We start from the raw sequence: 19,626 nt of genomic DNA on the forward strand, positions 1-19,626 counted from the left end.
TTTGTTCCAATTCTGTCTTTTGATGTCTAAATAATAGGAGTAATATCATGTTTGAAAAAATAAGTTCAAAAAGATTAACTATTTTTCTACTATTAGTCATTTTATTGTTTAGTAATTTTAATGTTAGCAATGTATTTTCACAAACGTTGCCTCCTACAATGGATACAATTAAATCAAATGAAAAAATTTATAATGAATTAAATTTCAATGATAAGCAAGATTTTATTGACGCACATAAAGGATTCATCGCACCATTAATGCAAAATCAAATAAAAAATACCAAAGGTGCTGTCATTTGGGATCAAAATCAATATTCAATTATTAATAATGGACCCGCGCCTTTAACGGTAAATCCGTCCTTATGGAGACAAGCTCAATTACTAGATACTCCGGGACTTTATAAGGTAGTTGGTGGGGTATATCAAATTCGTGGACAAGATATATCTGTGATGACAATTGTAGAAGGTAAAGAAGGTTTAATCGTATTAGATACATTATCAACGATTGAAACGGCTAAAGCAGCAATGGAATTATATTATGCGCATCGCCCTAAAAAACCAGTTAGCGCAGTAGTTTTTAGTCACAGTCATGCCGATCATTTTGGAGGGATAAAAGGAGTTTTGCAATATGCAGCAAATCCTGAAAAAGTACCAATTATTGCTCCATTAAACTTTTCGAAGGAAGTAGTAAGTGAGAATATCCTTTTAGGTAATATCATGTCACGAAGAGCGGGATATATGTTCGGAATGCTTCTACCCGTAAATAAAAAAGGATACGTAACAAATGGGATTGGTCCAAGACTTAGTAAAGGTACAATTAGCTTTCTGCCACCGACAATTGAAATAAAAGATAAAGTACAAACGATGAAAATTGATGGCGTTCAGTTCAAGTTTTTATTAACGTTAAATACTGAAGCACCTTCAGAAATGCATTATTACATAAATGATTACAAAACTTTAGTAGTAGCTGAAAATACAGGGCATACAATGCATAATTTCTATACTTTAAGAGGAGCAAAAACACGAGATGCTTCGGAGTGGGTAAAAGCATTGGATGATACAATCAAATTATTTGGTATAGAAGAAATCGAAGCATTAATAACAGCACATAGCTGGCCGTTATGGGGGAAAAATCGTGTAATAGACCATCTGTCAAAGCAACGGGATTTATATAAATACATTCATGATCAAACAGTTCGTTTAGCAAACCAAGGATATACTGCAGATGAAATAGCTGAACAAATAAAACTACCTGGTAGCCTTGATAAGTATTGGGCGAATCGAGGATATTATGGTAATTTAAAGCAAAATGCCAAAGCAGTTTACAATTATTATTTAGGCTATTTTAATGGAAACCCATCTGATTTAGATCCACTTCCACCAGTAGAGAGTGGAACTAAATATGTTCAATATATGGGTGGAGAAAAGAAAATATTGAAGCTCGCAAAAGCGGATTTTGAAAAAGGGGAATATCAGTGGGTAGCGCAAGTTTTGAAAAACGTTGTGATGGCAAACCCTAATAATAAAAAAGCAAAGAACTTACTAGCAAAATCTTACGAGCAATTAGGGTATCAGTCCGAATCTGCAGCCTGGAGAAATTATTATTTAACAGGGGCAGAAGAACTGAGAAAAGGGATTGTAAAGTTATATGGTTCACAAACTATTAGTACCATAGATCCTCAGATAATCTTAAGTATGGAAGTAAATGATTTTTTTGATTATATTTCAATTACACTTAATGGACCAAAAGCAAGTCATAAAAATTTTACATTTAATGTAAATATTACTGATTTGAATAAAAATTACACAATTGATATTAAGAACGCTGTTTTTAATTATAGTAAAGGTTTAACAGCTCCAAATTCAAATTCTGATGAATCACTATCTGTAGACAAAGTAACTTTTTATTTAATTATGCTTGGGAAACTTGATGTAAATCAGGCAATTGAAAGTGGAAAGTTAAACATTAAAGGGAATAAGCAGAAATTAATAGAGATGTTAAATTTATTTGATCATTTCAATCAAGAGATCAATATCGTTACCCCATAAGAGAAATTAAAAATTGTTCTAAAGCATTCTTCGGGAAATAGGAAGAATGTTTTTTTGAATTTTTCCGTTCTAAAAATTCAGAAAACTATCAACTTATTTTATTCATTTTTTTTGTATAGAGTCCATGATGTTAAAGATAAAAATTCATGACATTTCACCTGCGAAAAAATGACGATTTTCCTATAGACAGATAATTAATTTTGAACTTCTAAAGAGTCTAAAGCTTTATAAAATAAGGATACAAGTTTACAAAGCGCTTTCATTATATAATTTTTACCAATCGAATAATTTATTGTTGAAGTATGTCGAATTTGGATTTAATATATATTTATTGTTTCAAATAAATATACGTTTTTTGAAAATTTAACTATACTTAAATAACTCTAAATTATCTAAACAATGAAAAAACTCCTTCTATTTTTCGTCAAATTATGATAATTTTAATTAAGTACATTTCGATGATGAAAGCAAAAAAAATGAAAACGCTATCAGCATTGAGAGTGTTAGTTTTGTTCCTTTGTTAAATTGAGAAGGGAGGATTTTCATCTTTACATCGCTCAGTTTCCAGGCTTAGTATTAGAATGTGTTTTGCAAAATCTTGACGAATGACGAGTTGTCAAAGATCAACTGGTATGCGAGCTTTTAAAGATTTAAATTCTAGGAGAAATTTTAATTTAAAATAAAGAGGTGTATTCATGCAAAATACAAACCGTAAAAGTGACTTCACTGTTCAAAGTAACGCGCCTAAAAAAGAACACTTAGAAAGAAAATTAAAAACAAGACATTTAACAATGATCGCGATGGGTGGTACGATTGGTACTGGTCTATTTTTAGCGAGTGGAGCAACTATTCATGATGCAGGACCAGGTGGAGCTCTTGTTGCTTATTTAATTGCTGGTATCATGGTTTATTTCCTTATGACTAGCTTGGCTGAAATGGCAACTCTTATTCCAATTTCGGGTTCTTTTAGCACATATACATCAAGATTTGTCGATCCAGCTCTTGGTTTCGCTGTTGGTTGGAATTATTGGTACAACAATGCAATCATCCTTGCTTTAGAATTATCAGCTTCGGCTTTAATTATGAAATATTGGTTCCCACATACTCCAGGAATCGTATGGAGTTCTATATTCCTTGTTTTAATTTTTGGATTAAATGTATTATCTGTAAAAGGATATGGAGAATCAGAGTTTTGGTTTTCAATTATTAAAGTAGCGACAATCATTATTTTTATTGTAATTGGATTATTAATGATTTTCGGTATTATGAGTGGTCATACAGGTGGATTTGATAATTTCACAAAAGGAGAAGCACCATTTAAAGGTGGTTTCTTATCAATCTTTAGTGTATTTATGATTGTAGGTTTTGCTTTCCAAGGAACCGAAATGGTTGGGGTAACTGCAGGGGAAAGTGAAAATCCTGAAAAGAATATTCCAAAAGCAATCAAACAAATCTTTTGGCGTATTTTATTATTCTATGTATTAGCGATTTTCGTTATCGGCTGTTTAATCAGCTACACAGATCCTAACTTATTAGGTGGAGACGTTGATAGTATTGCGATTAGTCCATTTACTTTAGTATTTAAACATGCAGGACTTGCTTTTGCAGCTGCTGCAATGAATACAGTTATATTAACTTCAGTTTTATCAGCGGGTAATTCAAGCTTATACGTTGGTTCTCGTGTACTATGGGTATTAGCTGAAGAAGGAAAAGCACCAAAGTTCTTAAGAAAAGTAAACAAAGGTGGAGTTCCAGTAAGTGCATTAATTGCAACAACTCTAATTGGTGCGCTTTGCTTCTTAACTTCATTATTTGGAGATGGTACAGTATACAATTGGTTATTAAATGCAGCGGGCTTAGCTGGTTATATTTCTTGGTTAGGCATTTCAATTACGCATTATCGCTTCCGTAAAGCGTATATCGCTCAAGGAAGAAAATTAAAAGATCTACCTTATTTAGCAAAATGGTTCCCACTTGGTCCAGTTTTAGCAACAGTTTTATGTTTAGTTGCAATGCTTGGAACGAATTATCAAGCGTTTTTCCAAGAAAAAATTGACTGGTATGGTATTGCAGTTTCTTATATTGGACTACCACTATTTATTCTTGGATACCTAGGCTATAAAGTAGTGATGAAAACGAAGAAGGTTAAATTAGAAGAAGCTGATTTCAGCAGAGAGTTATAATTAAATTTGACAAAAGCTCAATCTATTATTCGTATAGATTGAGCTTTTTTGCGTATTTTTTTACAGTATTTTGGAAAATTAATAATGTCAATGTGTGGACTGTTCGAAAAACCTTATCGATTAAGAAAGTCAGATAAGGACAGAAACGCAGGCAGACGAAAAAGTGAAGAATGTAATTTTATGTTCGAAAGGAGAAATCAAGTATGAGTAATGGATTAACAGAACTTGAATTAGAAAATCTTCGTCATATTATCGGAGGGCATAGTACTATCGCAAATAAATTAGAGGCTTATGCTCAAAATTGTTCTGATCCTGAATTAAAAGCATTACTACAAAGAGATGCTCAATCAGCACAACAATCAAGACAACAACTTTTAAATTTTTTAGGATAAGGAGACAAGATTATGTTTCAAGATAAAGATATGGTAAATGATTATTTAGCAGGCCTAAACGCTAGTTTAGCGGCTTACGCTGGATATATTAATGAATCTAATAATAATGAATTAAGACAAACTTTAATTCAATTACGTAATCAAGATGAAGCGCGTCAACGCACATTGTACAATTATGCATTACAAAAAGGATTTTACAAACCAGCTGCACCTGCAGATGACAATTTAGTTCAGCAATTTAAATCAGAATTAACAGCTAATCAGTAATATGAAAAAAAGCATTCGTTTGATCGAATGCTTTTTTTGCTATTCATTTTGAAATCCGTACCAAAAGTTTCGCCAAATGTTTGATATTCTTGGCTTCATCTTTTCTGCTCCATAATAGGATAATTCAATAAAGATGCCATCGATTAAACAGTAATAAGACATAACAAAATCTTCAACATTCCCTGTACGAATTTCGCCGTTTTTAATACCCTTATCAATCACTGATCTTAAAATAGTTGACATTGCTTCTTCAGATTCCATAAACTGTGTATGTAATTGCTCCTTTAATGGTTCTGGAGAAAAAAAGACAGCGCGATTAACAAAAGTAGATTGCTCCTCGAACTCAATATAATATTCAAATGTTAAATTTAGAATTTTGTAAAGTTGTTCCTTCGCAGATAGTTCGCTTATTTCTTCCATCAACTCTTCTACTTTTTTCACATGTAGCCATAATATATTCTCATAAATCGTAAGAAAGATTTCCTCCTTACTTTTAAAATGGTTATATATTGATGGTTTCTGAATTCCAACTGCTTTTGCAATTTCAGTTAAACTTGTGCCTTCATAGCCATTTTTAGAAAATAAGGCAAGTGCTGCTGCAATAATCTTATCCTTTGTCATCTTCATCCTCCGAAACTAACTGTTGTTAGCTAGATTATAAACTGTAATCTTCTCTAAGTCTAAAAAATATTTTTCAACTATTAAAAAAGCTCTGTTTTTATGAAACAGAGCTAATTTTTATTATTTTATTGTAGAGAGAGTTTTATCTTTTAAATAGACAATTTTTCCGTCACTAATTGTCATTTGAACTGAAGCTTCAAGAATTTCTTCTTTTTGCATCTGAAACAGATTTCGATCTAGTACAACAAGATCAGCAAGTTTTCCTTCTTGAATTGTGCCTAATTCATGCTCTCTTGATGTACCAAAAGCAGAACCGTAAGTATAAGCTTTTAATGCATCTGATAGGGAGATACATTCTTCAGGATTCCAAACTGCCTTGCCACTACTATCGATTCGAGTAATAGCTCGATAGATTTGCAGTAAAGGATTAAACGAATCAATTGGGAAATCAGTTCCAAAAGAAAGTTGGGCTCCGGTCTTTTTAATTGAATTAATTGCAAATACATATTTTTCACGTTTAGGACCTATTCGTTCAGTATATGTCTCTCTTTCTGATAGGGCAAAGTGATCTGGTTGCATCGAAGCAATTACACCTAATGAAGCAAATCTAGAAATATCATCTGGATGAATGACTTCAATATGTTCAATCGAATGACGTGAGTCTCTTTTTCCGTTTATATTTTGTGCATTTTCATATGAATCAAGCGCCAACCGGATTGCAGCATCGCCAATAGCATGAAATCGAATATTAAATCCATGATCATCTGCATCAACAACCCAATTTTTTAAATCTTCAATTGAATGTGCAGGTAAGCCAAAAGTTTCAGGAGAATCCGAATATGGCTCTAACATAAAAGCTGTGCGGCTAGTCACTACACCATCTATAAATTGTTTTAAGCCGGAAACTCTTAATTTATCAGATTGATATCTTTCCCTTAATTGTAAGGCTTCTTTAATATCTCCGTTTAAAACAGGATAGAGATGCATTCTTAAAGGAAGTGCATCTTTTATTTCAAATTCTTTAAAGATTTCAAAGTCATCTAATTGACTCAACGTCTCAGTGCCATATAAATTATTTACTGAAGTTACACCATTACGGCTAGCTTCTTTTAGAAAACTCCTAAATAATTCTCTTTTTTTATCTTTTGTAAAATCATAGGCATATTTTGTAATAAGTGAAGAAGCTTCTTCAATCAGAATTCCTGTAGGCTCTCCATTTGAAGACCTTTCAATGACTCCATTTGACGGATTTTTAGTCTGTTTATTTATATTAGCGATATTTAAAGCTTTAGAGTTCACCCAAGTATAGTGACCCTCAGCATGGAATAAAACAACAGGACGATTTGGAAATACCTCATCTAAAGAAAAACGAGTCGGGAATTTTTTGTTATCCCAATAGCTGGAATCCCACATAAAACCAATAATCCACTCATTTTCAGGAATAGATTTAGAAAATTCTTTAACGATCTTAACAGCTTCTAATTCTGAGCGAGCATTAAAAAGATTGACACTTTCTAATGAGAGACTGCCCATCATTGCATGAACGTGAGAGTCGTGGAAACCGGGCATAATCAAATGATTCCCAAAATGTTGGACAATTGTATGTTCGCCAATAAGCGTATTCATCTCTTCAATAGGTGCTACTGAAATAATTCGGTTTTCTAATATAGCGACTGCTAATGGTCTTGGTTTATCCTCAAGCCCAGTAAAAACAGCCTCGCTAGATAGGACAATATCAGCTTTCATATTAATCTCCTTATCTGGTAGTTTTACAATTGAACATCTAAATTTGTTTCATTAAAGTCTAGTTCAGGGGGCCGTTGTCTGAAAAATTTTGTTAAGTAAAGTAAATAAATAAGGCCAGTAGCTAGCCAAATACTACCTAATACTATCGAATGAATATCTAATTTTGACCAAAATAATGCAGTGATGGCTGCACCGATGAACGGAATAACACCATACAATATCAGGCCTTTAAGATTTCTCTGTTTTTTTCTACCTATAAAATGATTAATCACTGAAAGATTAACAAAAGTAAACGCGAATAGAGCTCCAAAATTAATAAAGGCAGCTGCTGTATCTAAATCTAAGAAAAGTGCTGTCAATGCAATACAACCAATGATAATAATATTGAAAATTGGAGTCCTATATCTTTGGGAGATATAACCAAAGATTCGATTAGGAAGGATATTTTCACGACCCATCGCATATAAAACTCTAGCACCACTACCACCCGAAGCTACAGCAGAGGAAATAGCAGCAGTGACTGTCACACTTAGGAAAAAGGAATTTAATATATTTCCACCAACATACATAAATATGTCTACTGCTGCTGAATCAGGATCTTTAAAAGATGTAAAGTTCGGATAAATGCTTTGAGCAAAATAAGTAGAAGCAATAAATAAAATGCCACCGATGATTGTAATCAAATAGATTGCTTTAGGTAATGATTTTTTTGGATTTTGAGTTTCCTCAGCTAAAGTTGTTACAGCATCAAAACCTAAAAAGCTAAAACATAGTAATGGAACAATTGATAGTAGATTTGAAAAATGAACTTTTGGATCAAGGAATGGGGTAGTCGATAATAAATCTCCTGTTCCTTTCCCATCGATTAATCCTTTAATACTAAAAAGACAAAACAGAACGATGAAAAGAATTTGTAGTGCAAGTAATATAGCGCTTACATTTGTGGCGAATTTTATTCCAAGAATGTTAATAAGCGTAACGATGATTACAAATATAAAAATGCAAATGGAAACAGGAATAATCGGTAAATAAGCATGAATAAAAATTCCAAATAATAATGCACTAATCATTGGGCTAAGCAAATAGTCTAATAAAATAACCCATCCTACAATAAATCCAACTGATGGATTTATTCCTTTTTGAACATAAGTATAGGCTGAACCAGTCGTAGGAAACTCTTTCACCATTTTTCCATAGCTGTAAGCAGTAAATAACATAACAACTAGTGAAATTAAATATGCTGTTGGAATCATTCCATTTGTTGTTTTAATTGCTATACCATAAGTGGTAAAAACTGTAATGGGTGCCATAAATGATAGTCCGAATAAAATAACATGTCCTAAGGAAAGTGAACGTTTTAATATTGGAGAATTATTCATTCAATTTATCAACTCTTTCCAAAAGTATAGTTAACATTATTATTTGTTCGTTTTATTAATTTGCAATGTAGCTAAACTAGCAAATTCATGCACTAGCGTTGCAGCTAAAAGTGATGTAATTTGAGTTGGATCATACGATGGCAGTACTTCAACTAGATCAAATCCAACAAAATTGAAATCAGTTAACGAACGGATCATTTTTAAAGTTTCCATGCTATTATAACCGCCTACTTCTAGCGTTCCAGTTCCAGGAGCACATGAAGGATCGACAAAATCGATATCAAATGTTAAGAAACATGGAGTATCACCAATTACTTCTTTTATTTCTTTTAAAATATCTTCAAAACCTCGTTCATACATATCAGGAGTCGTAATAACATTGTAACCAAGATCATGACTAGCATCGATATCTCCAGGATGATTCAAAGTACCTCGAATTCCTAATTGGAATACTTTATTTGGTATAAGCAATCCTTCTTCATGAGCTCGAATGAAAGGTGACCCGTGCCAGTATTTTTCGTCATAATAAGTATCCCAAGTGTCAGTATGTGAATCAAAATGAATCATTGCAACAGGCCCATGCTTTTTAGCGGCAGCTCTAAGGTTTGCAAGCGTAATTGAGTGGTCACCACCTAATGCAATCGGAATAATATTTTGATCCATTAATTCAAACATCGCATCTTCAATTATTTTATAACTACGATGGATATTATGCGGAATAACAGACACATCTCCAATATCGATTGCATTACTTTCATCAAATGGATATACCTTGTGAATTGGGTGATATGGAAATAGGGTCATTGAAGCTTGGCGAATTGCTTGAGGTGCAAATCGAGCACCTACACGAAACGATGCAGCCGTATCAAAAGGCATGCCAACGATTGCTAATTTCGCATTTTCTTTTGCAGACGGTAATCTCATAAATGTGCCAGTTGTACAAAACTCAGGTTTTACATCAGGGGAAAGTGGGTATTTCATAAAAAATCATCTCCTATTTTTTATTTCCGGTATTAACTACCGGTAGTTAGTTTAATATGATTATAGATTGTTAAATCTGAATAGTCAAACTATTTTATATTCAATTAGGAATTATTTTAAGCTCAAATTCTCGGATATAACGACATTTATTGTAAATAATAAAATTGTTTAACAATAAATTAAGGAGGGATTTTATGCCGCGGAATCAACAAGGAAAAGGTAATATGGGAACGAATATGCAATCAGGAACTAATCCGCAAAAAGTAAAACAACAAATTCAAAATGATGTAGCCAATGGGCAGGGAGCAATGACTTCTCGTGAGGCAGGGGCAATGCGTGATTAAAAACCACTTTAAGTGGTTTTTTAAATTAGTGCATCTCATGTGAACGAATAAAGAAAACTTGTAAAAAATGAACCGACCATTCCTGATCGGTTCATTTTTTGTATTTAAAAGTTAAATTAGTAATTTCCATTCGCTTCGAGCTTATTGTTTTTTTTTTAGGTTCGATAATGATAATATCGTTTGGATAAGTGTTTCTTAATGTTAGATAGTTAAACCTTGGTTGTGATTTGTACATATTTTGACTCCTTCAATGAACGAAATTTAAAAGTACGAGTTATAATAATTATTAAGAATATTTAATATTGTATATTTATTGTAAAATTTTAATAAATATTCAAATAGAGTAATTTTGTCCAATACTACTTGCAAAAATTCGCCTAATGCAATGTCTGCTTTTATAATCTTCTATCGGATCGCATGCGTATGTCAAAAGCTTTGTCTATTTTAAATGGGAGGTTTATTATGTGTTTGAAAAACAATATGTTGATCGAAGCAAAAAAGATGCACCATACTTTAGGGGTAAAATAATTATTTGTTGAAGTTAATAATATTCCACTACCTATAAGTGAACCCTTTTTTCTAAATCAGTAGGTTAAAATGGTTAATTTAAATCAATATTCAATAATATGCTTTATCATTCTCTTTTAAAAAAGGAGAGATACTAAGTAATCTAGAATAATTAATTTATAAAAACAAATTTTTTGAGATGGAGTGAGGAAATTATTTTGAATAGTAGGTTAACTATATGTTGAATAAATTGAAAATTCTGGATTTTACACGTCTTTTACCAGGTCCGTATGCAACTATGATCCTAGCGGATTTAGGTGCAGAAGTATTACGAATCGAATCTCCATATCATCCCGACATATTACAAACTTCACCTCCATTTGATGGGGACCAATCTGCCGCACATCAAACAATTAATCGTTCTAAAAAATCTATTACCCTTGATTTGAAAAATGAAGAAGCAACTGAAATTATCTATAAGCTAGTGAAAGAGTATGATATTGTCATTGAGCAATTTCGACCCGGAGTATTGGATAAGCTTGGATTAGGATATGAGCAATTAAAGAAAATTAATTCGAAATTAATTTACTGTTCAATTACTGGTTATGGGCAATCAGGACCTTATCGAAATCGTGCAGGACATGATAACAATTATCTTTCATTAACTGGTGTGTTGAGTTATTCAACTAGAAAAAATGAACGTCCAGTTCCAATGGGCATCCAAATTGCAGACCAAGTTGGCGGATCATTACACGCGATTATTGGCATTTTGTCGGCTGTCATTCATCGTGAACAATCTGGTGAAGGACAGTGGGTTGATATTAGCATGACAGACTGTACTTTTGCGTTGCAATCTTTAATGGGTTCTGGGTGGTTAACTCAAAAAATTAATCCAAAGCCGGAGGAACATCTGTTAAATGGAGGTGTGTTTTATGATTATTACGAGACAGCTGATGGACGATTCTTTTCAGTTGGCAGCCTTGAACCTTCATTTCGAAAACAGCTATGTGAGGCATTAGAAATCAGGCAATTTCTTCCTTATTCTTTTAGTGAGGAGAAGGATGAGATAGATTTATTTAAAAATGAAGTAAAGCATGCATTTAGTAAGAAAACGTTTAATGAGTTAATAAAAATTTTTAGTAAATTTGATGCGTGTGTTGAGCCAGTTTTAACTTTTGAAGAAGCATGTGAGCATCCGCAAGTAAAAGAAAGGGGACTTTTAGTAAACGTCAAAAAAAATGACGATACAAGTCAATTGCAAGTTGGTTCACCTTTTAAAACGTCAGTGTTTAACCCTACTTATCAACATGTTGGCGTAAAACCTGGAACGAATACAAAAGAAGTTTTATTAAATTTAGGATACGATCATCAAACAATTAATCGATTCTTTGAAAATGGAGTTATTAGGTCAGCTGATTAAATCTAAATTATTTAAGATGGGGGTAAGCAAATGAGTTTTGGAAATGTATTATCGTTAAACGCAAAAAGGCACCCAGATAAATTAGCATTAGTCTATCAAGACCGTACTTACACATACATGGAATTCAATAAAGTGGTTAATCGTTTTGCTTGGGGATTACAGAAACTAGGTTTAAAAAAAGGTGAAAAACTAGCTCTAATGATGGCAAACTCTGACTTGTTTGCGATTAGTTATTGTGCTGCTGTAAAAATAGGTGCTGTTGTCGTTCCAATTAACTTCCGCCTTGTTTCACGTGAAGTTGAATATATTTTAGAGCAATCGGATAGTGTCATTGTGGTTTGCGATTCAGAACTAGAAAAAGTGGTTTTTGATGCTTCAAAGTCCTCAACGAAAGTAAGAAAGATCATTACTGCGCCAGCAACTTCATCGCCGAATTGTTTAAGCTTCTTTGATGTGTTGTCATCGATTGATGAAGATCCTCAAGTAGAGATTTTCGGAGATGATGATTTTCATTTACTATATACTTCAGGTACGACTGGACAACCAAAGGGTGCGCTTTTCGACTATAAACGAATTGAAAAGCTCATAAATGGGTTGAGTGCAGTTATGGGACAAAGCTGCCAGGATCGGCTTTTACATGTTGCTCCATTATTCCATTGTGCTCAGCTTGTAATCTTTCTATTACCAGGATTATATTTGGGAATGACAAATGTGATCCACCGTGATTTTAACCCAGTAAATGTTTTAAAGGATATTGAAAAGTATAAAATTACTTTATTTTTTGGGGTTCCTACAATGTATAACTATTTACAGCAAGTTCCAAATGCTGATCAATTTGATCTTTCTTCTGTAGAACGGTGTGCATACGGTGCAGCTCCTATGCCACCTGAAATTTTAATGAAAAGTATGAAATTATTTAATACAAATCAATTTTTCAGCTTATGTGGATTAACAGAAGGGGGCCCAACAGGAGTTTATCTTTCACCAGAAGACCATGAGCATCATTTAGGAAAAACGGGAAAAACACCATTACTTTATACAGTCATTAAAGTAGTGAATAAAAAGGATCAAGATGTTTTACCAGGTGAAGTAGGTGAATTAATCTTAAAAGGTGAAACAATCATGAAGGAATACTATAAAAAGCCGCAAGAAACAGCAGATACGATAAAAGATGGTTGGTTATATACAGGAGATTTAGCTGTAGTAGATGAGGAAGGATATATCACATTAGTTGATCGTAGTAAGGATATGTTAATTTCTGGTGGAGAAAATATTTATTCAGTTGAAATTGAAAATGTTTTATATGAGCATCCTTCTATTTTGGAAGCAGCAGTGATCGGTACGCCTGATGCTAAATGGGGAGAGGTGGTAACAGCAGTTGTTGTATTAAAACCAGGGCATCGTCTATCTTTTGAGGAGATTGGCTCTTTTTGCCGTGAAAGAATGGCAGGTTATAAGATTCCTAGAGTTGTTGAATTTATTGATCAGCTTCCAAGAAATGCATCTGGTAAGGTTCAAAAGTTTATTTTACGAGAAATGTATTGTAGCGCTAAATCAAAATAGGAAGTTAAAAAAGCTCTAACTTTAGAAGTAAAAGTTTGAGCTTTTTAATTTGGCTCTTAATAAAGACCGGTTGTATAAAGTGATGTAATTGTTTTTGCAATGTCTTCAATTGAATAATGCTGTTCATTTCGAACGATTTCCCATAAGTACATCTCATTTGTAAAAAACCAAGCACGCGCGACTAATTCGTGGTTTAACTCTTTTCTTGCTAATCCTGTTTCTTGTGCATAGGCAATGTCTAATGATATGCGATTTATAAACTTTTCTCGAATCGTTTTCCATCTGTCTGAGATGATTTCGGATACTCCGATTGCTTGTTCAAAAATTTGCATCATATTTCGCTCATCTTCTGCCATTTTTAGAAAAGAAGTAGCTTGTTTATAAATAATCGATTCAGCGGATTCTTTCGTTTCAGGAAAAAAGTGAGTTTCGGCGATTTCATAAAACCTTTCCATTACACTTTCCATTAATACAATCAAAAGCTCTTCCTTACCTTTAAAGTGTACATAAGCTGTTCCGTAACCAATATCAGCTTTTTTTATCATTTGTGTTATCGTCGCTTTTTGAAATCCTTCTTCAAGAAATACTTCTTTAGCAGCCTCAAGTAGTTTTTGTCTTGTCATCATTGAACGTAATTGACGCTTAGATTCTACTTTGTCATTACTCATACTACGATCCTCCAACATAAGTTACTTCTAGCATATAGGTAAATGAATAAAAATGGAAGAAATGACAGAAAAACACTGTAAGGTTAACAAAAAAACTGGTCATTATGTTGAAACTTTTTTTATTATCTGAAAATATGACACCGTGTCATTGACATAATGTCAGTTAATTTGATATGATTTTTTCACAAATAGATTTAAATAGTAGATTGATAGAGGAGGAACAGTATGAGTACGAAAATTACAGAAACAAGTTTAGAATACGCAAAAAAAATGGACAGTCTCGATTCACTTAGACAGTTTAGAGATGAGTTTTACTTAAAACCTGGTTCAATCTATATGGACGGTAATTCATTAGGACTACTTTCAAAAAGAGCTGAACGTACTTTACTAGAATCATTGCATGATTGGAAGAACTATGGTATAGACGGTTGGACAAACGGAAATCATCCATGGTTTTTCATGGCCGAAAAATTAGGAGAAAAATTAGCTCCGTTAGTTGGTGCTTCTTCTGAGGAAGTAATTGTAACCGGTTCCACGACGGTTAATTTACATCAGTTAGTGGCTACTTTTTATCAACCAAAAGGTAATCGAAAAAAGATTTTAGCTGATGAGCTTACTTTCCCATCAGATATTTATGCTCTTCAAAGTCAACTACGTATTCATGGTCTCGATCCTGAAAAAGATCTAGTTTGCGTAAAAAGTAAAGATGGACGTTATTTAGAAGAGGAAGACATTATTCAAGCAATGACAGATGAAATCGCTTTAATTATTTTACCAACAGTTTTATATCGTAGTGGTCAAATTTTAGATATGAAGCATTTAACTGAAGAAGCTCATAAAAGAGGAATTTTAATCGGTTTTGATGGTTGTCATTCTGTTGGCTCTATTCCACATTCTTTTAGTGAATGGGATGTTGATTTTGCCTATTGGTGTAATTATAAACACTTAAATGGTGGACCAGGTGGAGTAGGTGGTTTATTTGTTAATCGTAAACATTTTGGTGCATTGCCTGGACTTGCAGGTTGGTTCAGTTCTAGAAAAGATAAGCAATTTGATATGGAGCATACACTAACTCCTGCTGAAACGGCTGGTGCTTATCAAATCGGGACTCCACATGTATTAAGCTGTGCACCGTTATTAGGATCTTTGGAGATTTTTACAGAAGCGGGAATTGATGTGATTAGAGAAAAATCACTACAGATTAACCAATTTTTAATGGATTGTATTGAACAAGAATTACCAGACATGGGATTTTTCATTGGATCTCCTAGAGAGGATGCACGTCGAGGAGGACATGTCAGTCTAGAGCATGAAGAAGCAGCTCGTATTTGTAAGTCTTTGAAAGATAACGGTATTATTCCTGACTTCAGAGCACCAAATATAATTCGTCTAGCACCAGTAGCACTTTACACTTCTTACGAGGAAGTTTGGGAAGTTGTACAAACGCTTAAGAAAATCATGAATGAAAAGCAATATGAAAAATTTAAAAATGAACGTGAAGTTGTGGCGTAAGTTTAATTGGCTATCTAATGGGACAAGGGGATGAGATTATGAAGAAATCCACCACTAATTATAAAATTGAAAACGAGCAAGAAAAAGGATTAAAACGGGAGTTGAAAACTAGTCAACTAACGATGATTGCCATGGGGTGTGCAATTGGGACGGGGTTATTCCTTGGAAGCGGACTAGCAATCAAAACTGCTGGCCCAAGTGTATTACTTAGTTATGCAGTTGGTGCATTCATCGTCTTACTACTAATGGGTTGCTTAGCTGAGATGACTGTTGCACATCCTACTAGTGGTTCGTTTGGAACAATTGCTGAAAAATATATCCATCCTATGGCTGGCTATCTTGTCCGATATTCATATTGGGTGGCACAAGTACTTGCTGTTGGAGTAGAAGTAAGTGCCATTGCAGTCTATATGAAATATTGGTTTCCAACTGTACCTGGAATCGTTTGGATCGCCTTTTTTGCAGCAGTATTAATCTATATCAATGCGACTAGTGTTAATACATTTGCAACATTTGAGTATTGGTTTTCAATGATTAAAGTAAGCGCAATTGTTGGTTTTATCCTACTTGGAGCTTATGTCTTGTTTGGAACATCTAACCACGGGAATATTGGTATAGAGAACTTAACAAATGACGGAGGATTTATGCCATTTGGTTGGTGGGGCATGTGGGTAGCTGTCTTTATTTCGTTATTTAGTTTTCTAGGAACTGAAATGATAGCGGTTACAGCTGGCGAAGCAAAAGAACCTGATATTGCTGTTCCAAAAGCTCTTAAAGCAACGGTTTTTCGTTTATCAATTTTTTATGTATTAACGATTGGAATCATGCTAATCATCGTTCCGTGGAAATCAGCAGGAGTAGATGAAAGTCCATTTGTAAAGGTTATGGAAATTTTAAATATACCTTTTGCATCAGGATTTATGAACTTTATCATTTTAACGGCAGCTTTGTCAGCGATGAATAGCCAATTATATGCCTCAACTCGTATGGTGTATTCACTTTCTAAAAGTAATCATGCACCGAAAATTTTAGGCAAAGTAAGTAAAAAGGGTGTTCCTGTAAATGCTCTTGCAGTTTCAACCATTGGAATTGTTGTTGCCGGAATTGTAAATGCAGTACTACCAGATTCCTCATATGCATTTATGATGGGAATTTCAATGTTTGGTGCGATGTTTACTTGGATGACAATCTTTATTTCGCATCTATTTTTTAGAAGGAAATGGGAACAATCAGGCGGGCGAAAATTACCAGTAAAAATGATCGGTTTCCCTTACTTCACAATACTAGGAGCAATTTTATTGCTAGGACTAACAATTACTTCTTGGTTTACTGGCTTTAAAATTATGCTTCAATTCGGAATACCGTGGCTAATTGTATTATCTATTGTTTACTTATTTATTGATAAAAATAAGAATCATAAAGTTCAGCAAAATAATACAGTATTTAAACAAAAGACAGATAAGTTTTAGAGTAGGAAGTTATTGGGGATTGGTATTTAAATTATATTAGGATGTCTCATAAGTAAAAATACTTGTGAGACATCTTTTTTTAGATACTTGTAAAATATAAAACATAAATTAGTATATATTTTTGACTGTTGGCAATTTCTATTTATAATGTGATTAAAGAGTAATCCAATATTCATTGAATGGAGTTGAAAGATTATTAATAGTAAAGTAGAACTTCAAAATTTATCAATTGCTTATAAGGATCAAGGGAAAGGAAAGCCAATTGTTTTAATTCATGGTTTTATGGGAAGTCATGCATATTGGGACAAAGTAATTCCAAAGTTGGCAGAGGATTTTCGAGTAATCGCTATTGATTTACCAGGGCATGGAGATTCCACTTCTATAAAAGAAGAACATTCAATTGAAGATTATGCAGATACGCTGAAAGATCTCCTAGATCAATTAAACATTAATCAAGTAACTTTGTTTGGGCACTCGTTAGGAGGTTATATTACACTAGCCTTTGCTGAAAGATACTCTAATTATTTAAATGGATTTTCATTAATTCATTCTACGGCTTATCCAGATAGTGAGGAAGCAAAAAAAGGTAGAGCGGCAACTGCTGAAAAAGTCAAAAATGAAGGAGTGAAAAACGTCGTCGATGGACTAATTCCGAAACTTTTCTCTCCAAAAAATATTCAAAAGAATAGTTCGGAAATAGATTTAGCAAAGCAGATCGGGTATAAAACTTCAGTAGATGGGACAATTAAGGCCTTAATAAGTATGAAAAATAGACCTGACAGAAATCATGTAATGAACGATACGACTTTACCAGTACTTTTACTAGCAGGTAAAGACGATCAGATTATTCCACCTGAAAAGACTTTTTCAGTCCAAAAAGAAAATATTAAGACTTCAACTTTAAATAACGCAGGGCATATGAGTATGTATGAGTCTCCTGAAGAATTAATAAACGAGATGAAGGATTATTTAAATTCGTTTTAATGGCAGTAATATAGAATTAGATAATGTAAAAGATTTAAAAAGGCTTTGATTCAAGAAAAAGATCTTGATGAAAAAGTCTTTTTTTATGCAATCAATTTTTAATAAACGTGGTAAATTAAGGTGTAGTACTGTTAAGATTAATTAGACAAAGTACATAATGAAATCGTAAATAAATCAAATCTGAGCGTATTTGGGGGTGTAATAATGTATCGTATTGGACTGGTCGGCCCAGAGTGGTCTATAGAAAGAATTTTAAGTTTCTCTAAAGAATATGAACATGAAATGAAGTTTTTTCCTTTTGCTTATGAGGAGCCAGTAGAAACAAAAGATATTTTAAAGAAACATGATCAAGATGTGGATGTTTGGCTTTTTTCAGGGCAATTACCATATAATATTGCCAAAAAAATTCTACATTCTAGTGAAAAATTATTGTATATTCCTCATACTGAGGCTACGGTATATAAAAGTCTGCTTAATATTATGTATCATACTAGTAAGTTAATTAGGCAATTAAGCGTTGATATGCCAATGTATTCTAATCTATTAGAGGATGCTTTAGAGCAGCTCAATAACCCATTTGATCAGCTTTATATAAAAAAGTTTGAAGCTGAAGAGATAAATTTAGAGGAAATATTACAATTTCACCTTGAATTATGGGAAGCAAATAAAACGGAAGGTGTTTTGACTAATTTTCCAACTATTTTTCAGGAATTAAAAAAACGTGAAGTTCCAGTAGAATGGATCTCCACTAGTAGAGTTGATATTCGGCAAACATTAAAACTATTAACGGAAAAAGTAAAAGGGCTTTATTTTAAAGACTCTCAAATTGGAGTAGAGTTGATTGAAATAGAAAACTTTGAGGAGATTATTAAGAAAGCAAAATCACCTTATCACTTACAGCACATCGAACTTCGTATTAAGAATGTGCTTCTAACACTTTGTGAACAATTAAATGGTTCTTTAATTGAAAAAGGGTACGGGAAATATTTAATTTACAGTTCTAGAGGTGCAATTGAACGAGAGATTAAACTGTTAGAAAATACGGTCGAACAGTTATCGTTAGAATCTGATTCAAAAGTCTCCGTAGGTATTGGTTTTGGGGAGACTGTTTTTTCTGCAGAGAAACATGCGATTGAATCAATTCAACAGTCAAAAGAAACGAATAATCGAAAGATCATAATTGTCCAAGAGAACGGAGAAATCATCGAGTCAGTTGGTAGAGAAGAAGAGTTTACATATGCTTATCGAACAGATGACCAAGAATTGTTGCAAAAACTTAAATTAGGAAATATTAGCGTGAAAACATTCCATAAAATCCAAAATCTCGTTAAGAGAATGGGATGGTCCGATTTTACAACAAAGAATTTAGCTGAACAGCTTAATATGACAGAACGAAATGCTAGACGCATAGTTGCAGATTTGTGTGAAGTAGAATTACTAGAATGCATTGGCGAGGAATCTTTATCTTTTCGTGGGAGACCTAGTAAAATATATCGCTTTAAATAAACATTTCAAATTGGAGTGTTTATTTTTTTTGTAAAG

The 19,626-nt window shown here is 33.2% G+C and carries 16 protein-coding genes; 11 read left to right on the plus strand and 5 right to left on the minus strand.

The window, feature by feature from the left end:
• Positions 1–47: 47 nt before the first annotated feature.
• The 4 genes from COE53_RS10625 (at position 48) to COE53_RS10640 (ending at position 4,890) form a co-directional block, all read left to right on the plus strand.
• A complete protein-coding gene (locus COE53_RS10625) occupies positions 48–2,048 on the plus strand; it encodes an alkyl/aryl-sulfatase (protein ID WP_069033527.1) in 2,001 nt (666 codons plus the stop codon).
• A gap of 695 nt (positions 2,049–2,743) precedes the next feature.
• Positions 2,744–4,231 carry an amino acid permease gene (locus tag COE53_RS10630; RefSeq protein ID WP_084006854.1) on the plus strand — a complete coding sequence of 496 codons (1,488 nt, stop codon included), beginning with the start codon at positions 2,744–2,746 and terminating at the stop codon, positions 4,229–4,231.
• 203 nt (positions 4,232–4,434) lie between these two features.
• The gene (locus COE53_RS10635; protein WP_069033528.1) at positions 4,435–4,623 is read left to right on the plus strand and encodes a hypothetical protein; all 189 of its coding nucleotides are present in this window, start codon (positions 4,435–4,437) and stop codon (positions 4,621–4,623) included.
• 12 nt (positions 4,624–4,635) lie between these two features.
• Positions 4,636–4,890 (plus strand): spore coat protein, encoded by a 255-nt coding sequence (locus COE53_RS10640; protein WP_069033529.1) that lies wholly within the window; start codon positions 4,636–4,638, stop codon positions 4,888–4,890.
• 39 nt (positions 4,891–4,929) lie between these two features.
• Here COE53_RS10640 and COE53_RS10645 read toward each other — a convergent pair whose 3' ends face one another.
• The 4 genes from COE53_RS10645 to speB form a co-directional block, all read right to left on the minus strand.
• The gene (locus COE53_RS10645) at positions 4,930–5,511 is read right to left on the minus strand and encodes a TetR/AcrR family transcriptional regulator (RefSeq protein WP_069033530.1); all 582 of its coding nucleotides are present in this window, start codon (positions 5,509–5,511) and stop codon (positions 4,930–4,932) included.
• Between the two features lie 120 nt (positions 5,512–5,631).
• Complete coding sequence (locus COE53_RS10650; RefSeq protein ID WP_069033531.1) at positions 5,632–7,257, minus strand: amidohydrolase; 1,626 nt, start codon at positions 7,255–7,257, stop codon at positions 5,632–5,634.
• Positions 7,258–7,280: 23 nt separating this feature from the next.
• Positions 7,281–8,636 carry an APC family permease gene (locus tag COE53_RS10655; protein WP_069033532.1) on the minus strand — a complete coding sequence of 452 codons (1,356 nt, stop codon included), beginning with the start codon at positions 8,634–8,636 and terminating at the stop codon, positions 7,281–7,283.
• A 39-nt stretch (positions 8,637–8,675) separates the two neighbouring features.
• Entirely contained in the window at positions 8,676–9,617 is a 942-nt protein-coding gene (gene speB, locus COE53_RS10660) for an agmatinase (protein WP_091021917.1), read from the minus strand.
• A gap of 194 nt (positions 9,618–9,811) precedes the next feature.
• Between speB and COE53_RS23945 the strand changes: the two genes are divergently transcribed.
• From COE53_RS23945 to COE53_RS10670, 3 genes are all read left to right on the plus strand, one after another.
• The gene (locus COE53_RS23945; protein WP_175495577.1) at positions 9,812–9,961 is read left to right on the plus strand and encodes a hypothetical protein; all 150 of its coding nucleotides are present in this window, start codon (positions 9,812–9,814) and stop codon (positions 9,959–9,961) included.
• Between the two features lie 745 nt (positions 9,962–10,706).
• Positions 10,707–11,888 carry a CaiB/BaiF CoA transferase family protein gene (locus tag COE53_RS10665; protein WP_098948015.1) on the plus strand — a complete coding sequence of 394 codons (1,182 nt, stop codon included), beginning with the start codon at positions 10,707–10,709 and terminating at the stop codon, positions 11,886–11,888.
• A 30-nt stretch (positions 11,889–11,918) separates the two neighbouring features.
• The gene (locus COE53_RS10670) at positions 11,919–13,451 is read left to right on the plus strand and encodes a long-chain-fatty-acid--CoA ligase (protein ID WP_098948016.1); all 1,533 of its coding nucleotides are present in this window, start codon (positions 11,919–11,921) and stop codon (positions 13,449–13,451) included.
• A 56-nt stretch (positions 13,452–13,507) separates the two neighbouring features.
• Here COE53_RS10670 and COE53_RS10675 read toward each other — a convergent pair whose 3' ends face one another.
• Positions 13,508–14,119 carry a TetR/AcrR family transcriptional regulator gene (locus tag COE53_RS10675; RefSeq protein WP_091021923.1) on the minus strand — a complete coding sequence of 204 codons (612 nt, stop codon included), beginning with the start codon at positions 14,117–14,119 and terminating at the stop codon, positions 13,508–13,510.
• A gap of 225 nt (positions 14,120–14,344) precedes the next feature.
• Between COE53_RS10675 and kynU the strand changes: the two genes are divergently transcribed.
• The 4 genes from kynU to COE53_RS10695 all read left to right on the plus strand — a co-directional run bounded on the left by kynU (position 14,345) and on the right by COE53_RS10695 (position 19,590).
• Positions 14,345–15,631 carry a kynureninase gene (gene kynU / locus COE53_RS10680; protein WP_098948017.1) on the plus strand — a complete coding sequence of 429 codons (1,287 nt, stop codon included), beginning with the start codon at positions 14,345–14,347 and terminating at the stop codon, positions 15,629–15,631.
• A 38-nt stretch (positions 15,632–15,669) separates the two neighbouring features.
• Entirely contained in the window at positions 15,670–17,100 is a 1,431-nt protein-coding gene (locus COE53_RS10685) for an amino acid permease (protein ID WP_098948018.1), read from the plus strand.
• Positions 17,101–17,328: 228 nt separating this feature from the next.
• Positions 17,329–18,084, plus strand: a complete 756-nt coding sequence (locus COE53_RS10690) for an alpha/beta fold hydrolase (RefSeq protein WP_353616542.1) — start codon at positions 17,329–17,331, stop codon at positions 18,082–18,084.
• Positions 18,085–18,288: 204 nt separating this feature from the next.
• On the plus strand, positions 18,289–19,590 hold the full coding sequence (locus COE53_RS10695; RefSeq protein ID WP_098948020.1) for a hypothetical protein: 1,302 nt from the start codon (positions 18,289–18,291) through the stop codon (positions 19,588–19,590).
• The last annotated feature ends 36 nt before the right edge of the window (positions 19,591–19,626 follow it).

The sequence above is a fragment of the Bacillus sp. AFS029533 genome (assembly GCF_002585125.1).
Taxonomy (GTDB): domain Bacteria; phylum Bacillota; class Bacilli; order Bacillales; family Bacillaceae_G; genus Gottfriedia; species Gottfriedia luciferensis_B.

Excerpts from the sequence above, each read along its gene's own strand:
- COE53_RS10645 (WP_069033530.1), bottom strand. The coding sequence starts at position 5,511 with ATGACAAAGGATAAGATTATTGCAGCAGCACTTGCCTTATTTTCTAAA.
- COE53_RS10650 (WP_069033531.1), bottom strand. The coding sequence starts at position 7,257 with ATGAAAGCTGATATTGTCCTATCTAGCGAGGCTGTTTTTACTGGGCTT.
- kynU (WP_098948017.1), top strand. The coding sequence starts at position 14,345 with ATGAGTACGAAAATTACAGAAACAAGTTTAGAATACGCAAAAAAAATG.
- COE53_RS23945 (WP_175495577.1), top strand. The coding sequence starts at position 9,812 with ATGCCGCGGAATCAACAAGGAAAAGGTAATATGGGAACGAATATGCAA.
- COE53_RS10685 (WP_098948018.1), top strand. The coding sequence starts at position 15,670 with ATGAAGAAATCCACCACTAATTATAAAATTGAAAACGAGCAAGAAAAA.
- COE53_RS10625 (WP_069033527.1), top strand. The coding sequence starts at position 48 with ATGTTTGAAAAAATAAGTTCAAAAAGATTAACTATTTTTCTACTATTA.
- speB (WP_091021917.1), bottom strand. The coding sequence starts at position 9,617 with ATGAAATACCCACTTTCCCCTGATGTAAAACCTGAGTTTTGTACAACT.
- COE53_RS10665 (WP_098948015.1), top strand. The coding sequence starts at position 10,707 with ATGTTGAATAAATTGAAAATTCTGGATTTTACACGTCTTTTACCAGGT.
- COE53_RS10695 (WP_098948020.1), top strand. The coding sequence starts at position 18,289 with ATGTATCGTATTGGACTGGTCGGCCCAGAGTGGTCTATAGAAAGAATT.
- COE53_RS10635 (WP_069033528.1), top strand. The coding sequence starts at position 4,435 with ATGAGTAATGGATTAACAGAACTTGAATTAGAAAATCTTCGTCATATT.
- COE53_RS10675 (WP_091021923.1), bottom strand. The coding sequence starts at position 14,119 with ATGAGTAATGACAAAGTAGAATCTAAGCGTCAATTACGTTCAATGATG.
- COE53_RS10670 (WP_098948016.1), top strand. The coding sequence starts at position 11,919 with ATGAGTTTTGGAAATGTATTATCGTTAAACGCAAAAAGGCACCCAGAT.
- COE53_RS10630 (WP_084006854.1), top strand. The coding sequence starts at position 2,744 with ATGCAAAATACAAACCGTAAAAGTGACTTCACTGTTCAAAGTAACGCG.
- COE53_RS10640 (WP_069033529.1), top strand. The coding sequence starts at position 4,636 with ATGTTTCAAGATAAAGATATGGTAAATGATTATTTAGCAGGCCTAAAC.
- COE53_RS10655 (WP_069033532.1), bottom strand. The coding sequence starts at position 8,636 with ATGAATAATTCTCCAATATTAAAACGTTCACTTTCCTTAGGACATGTT.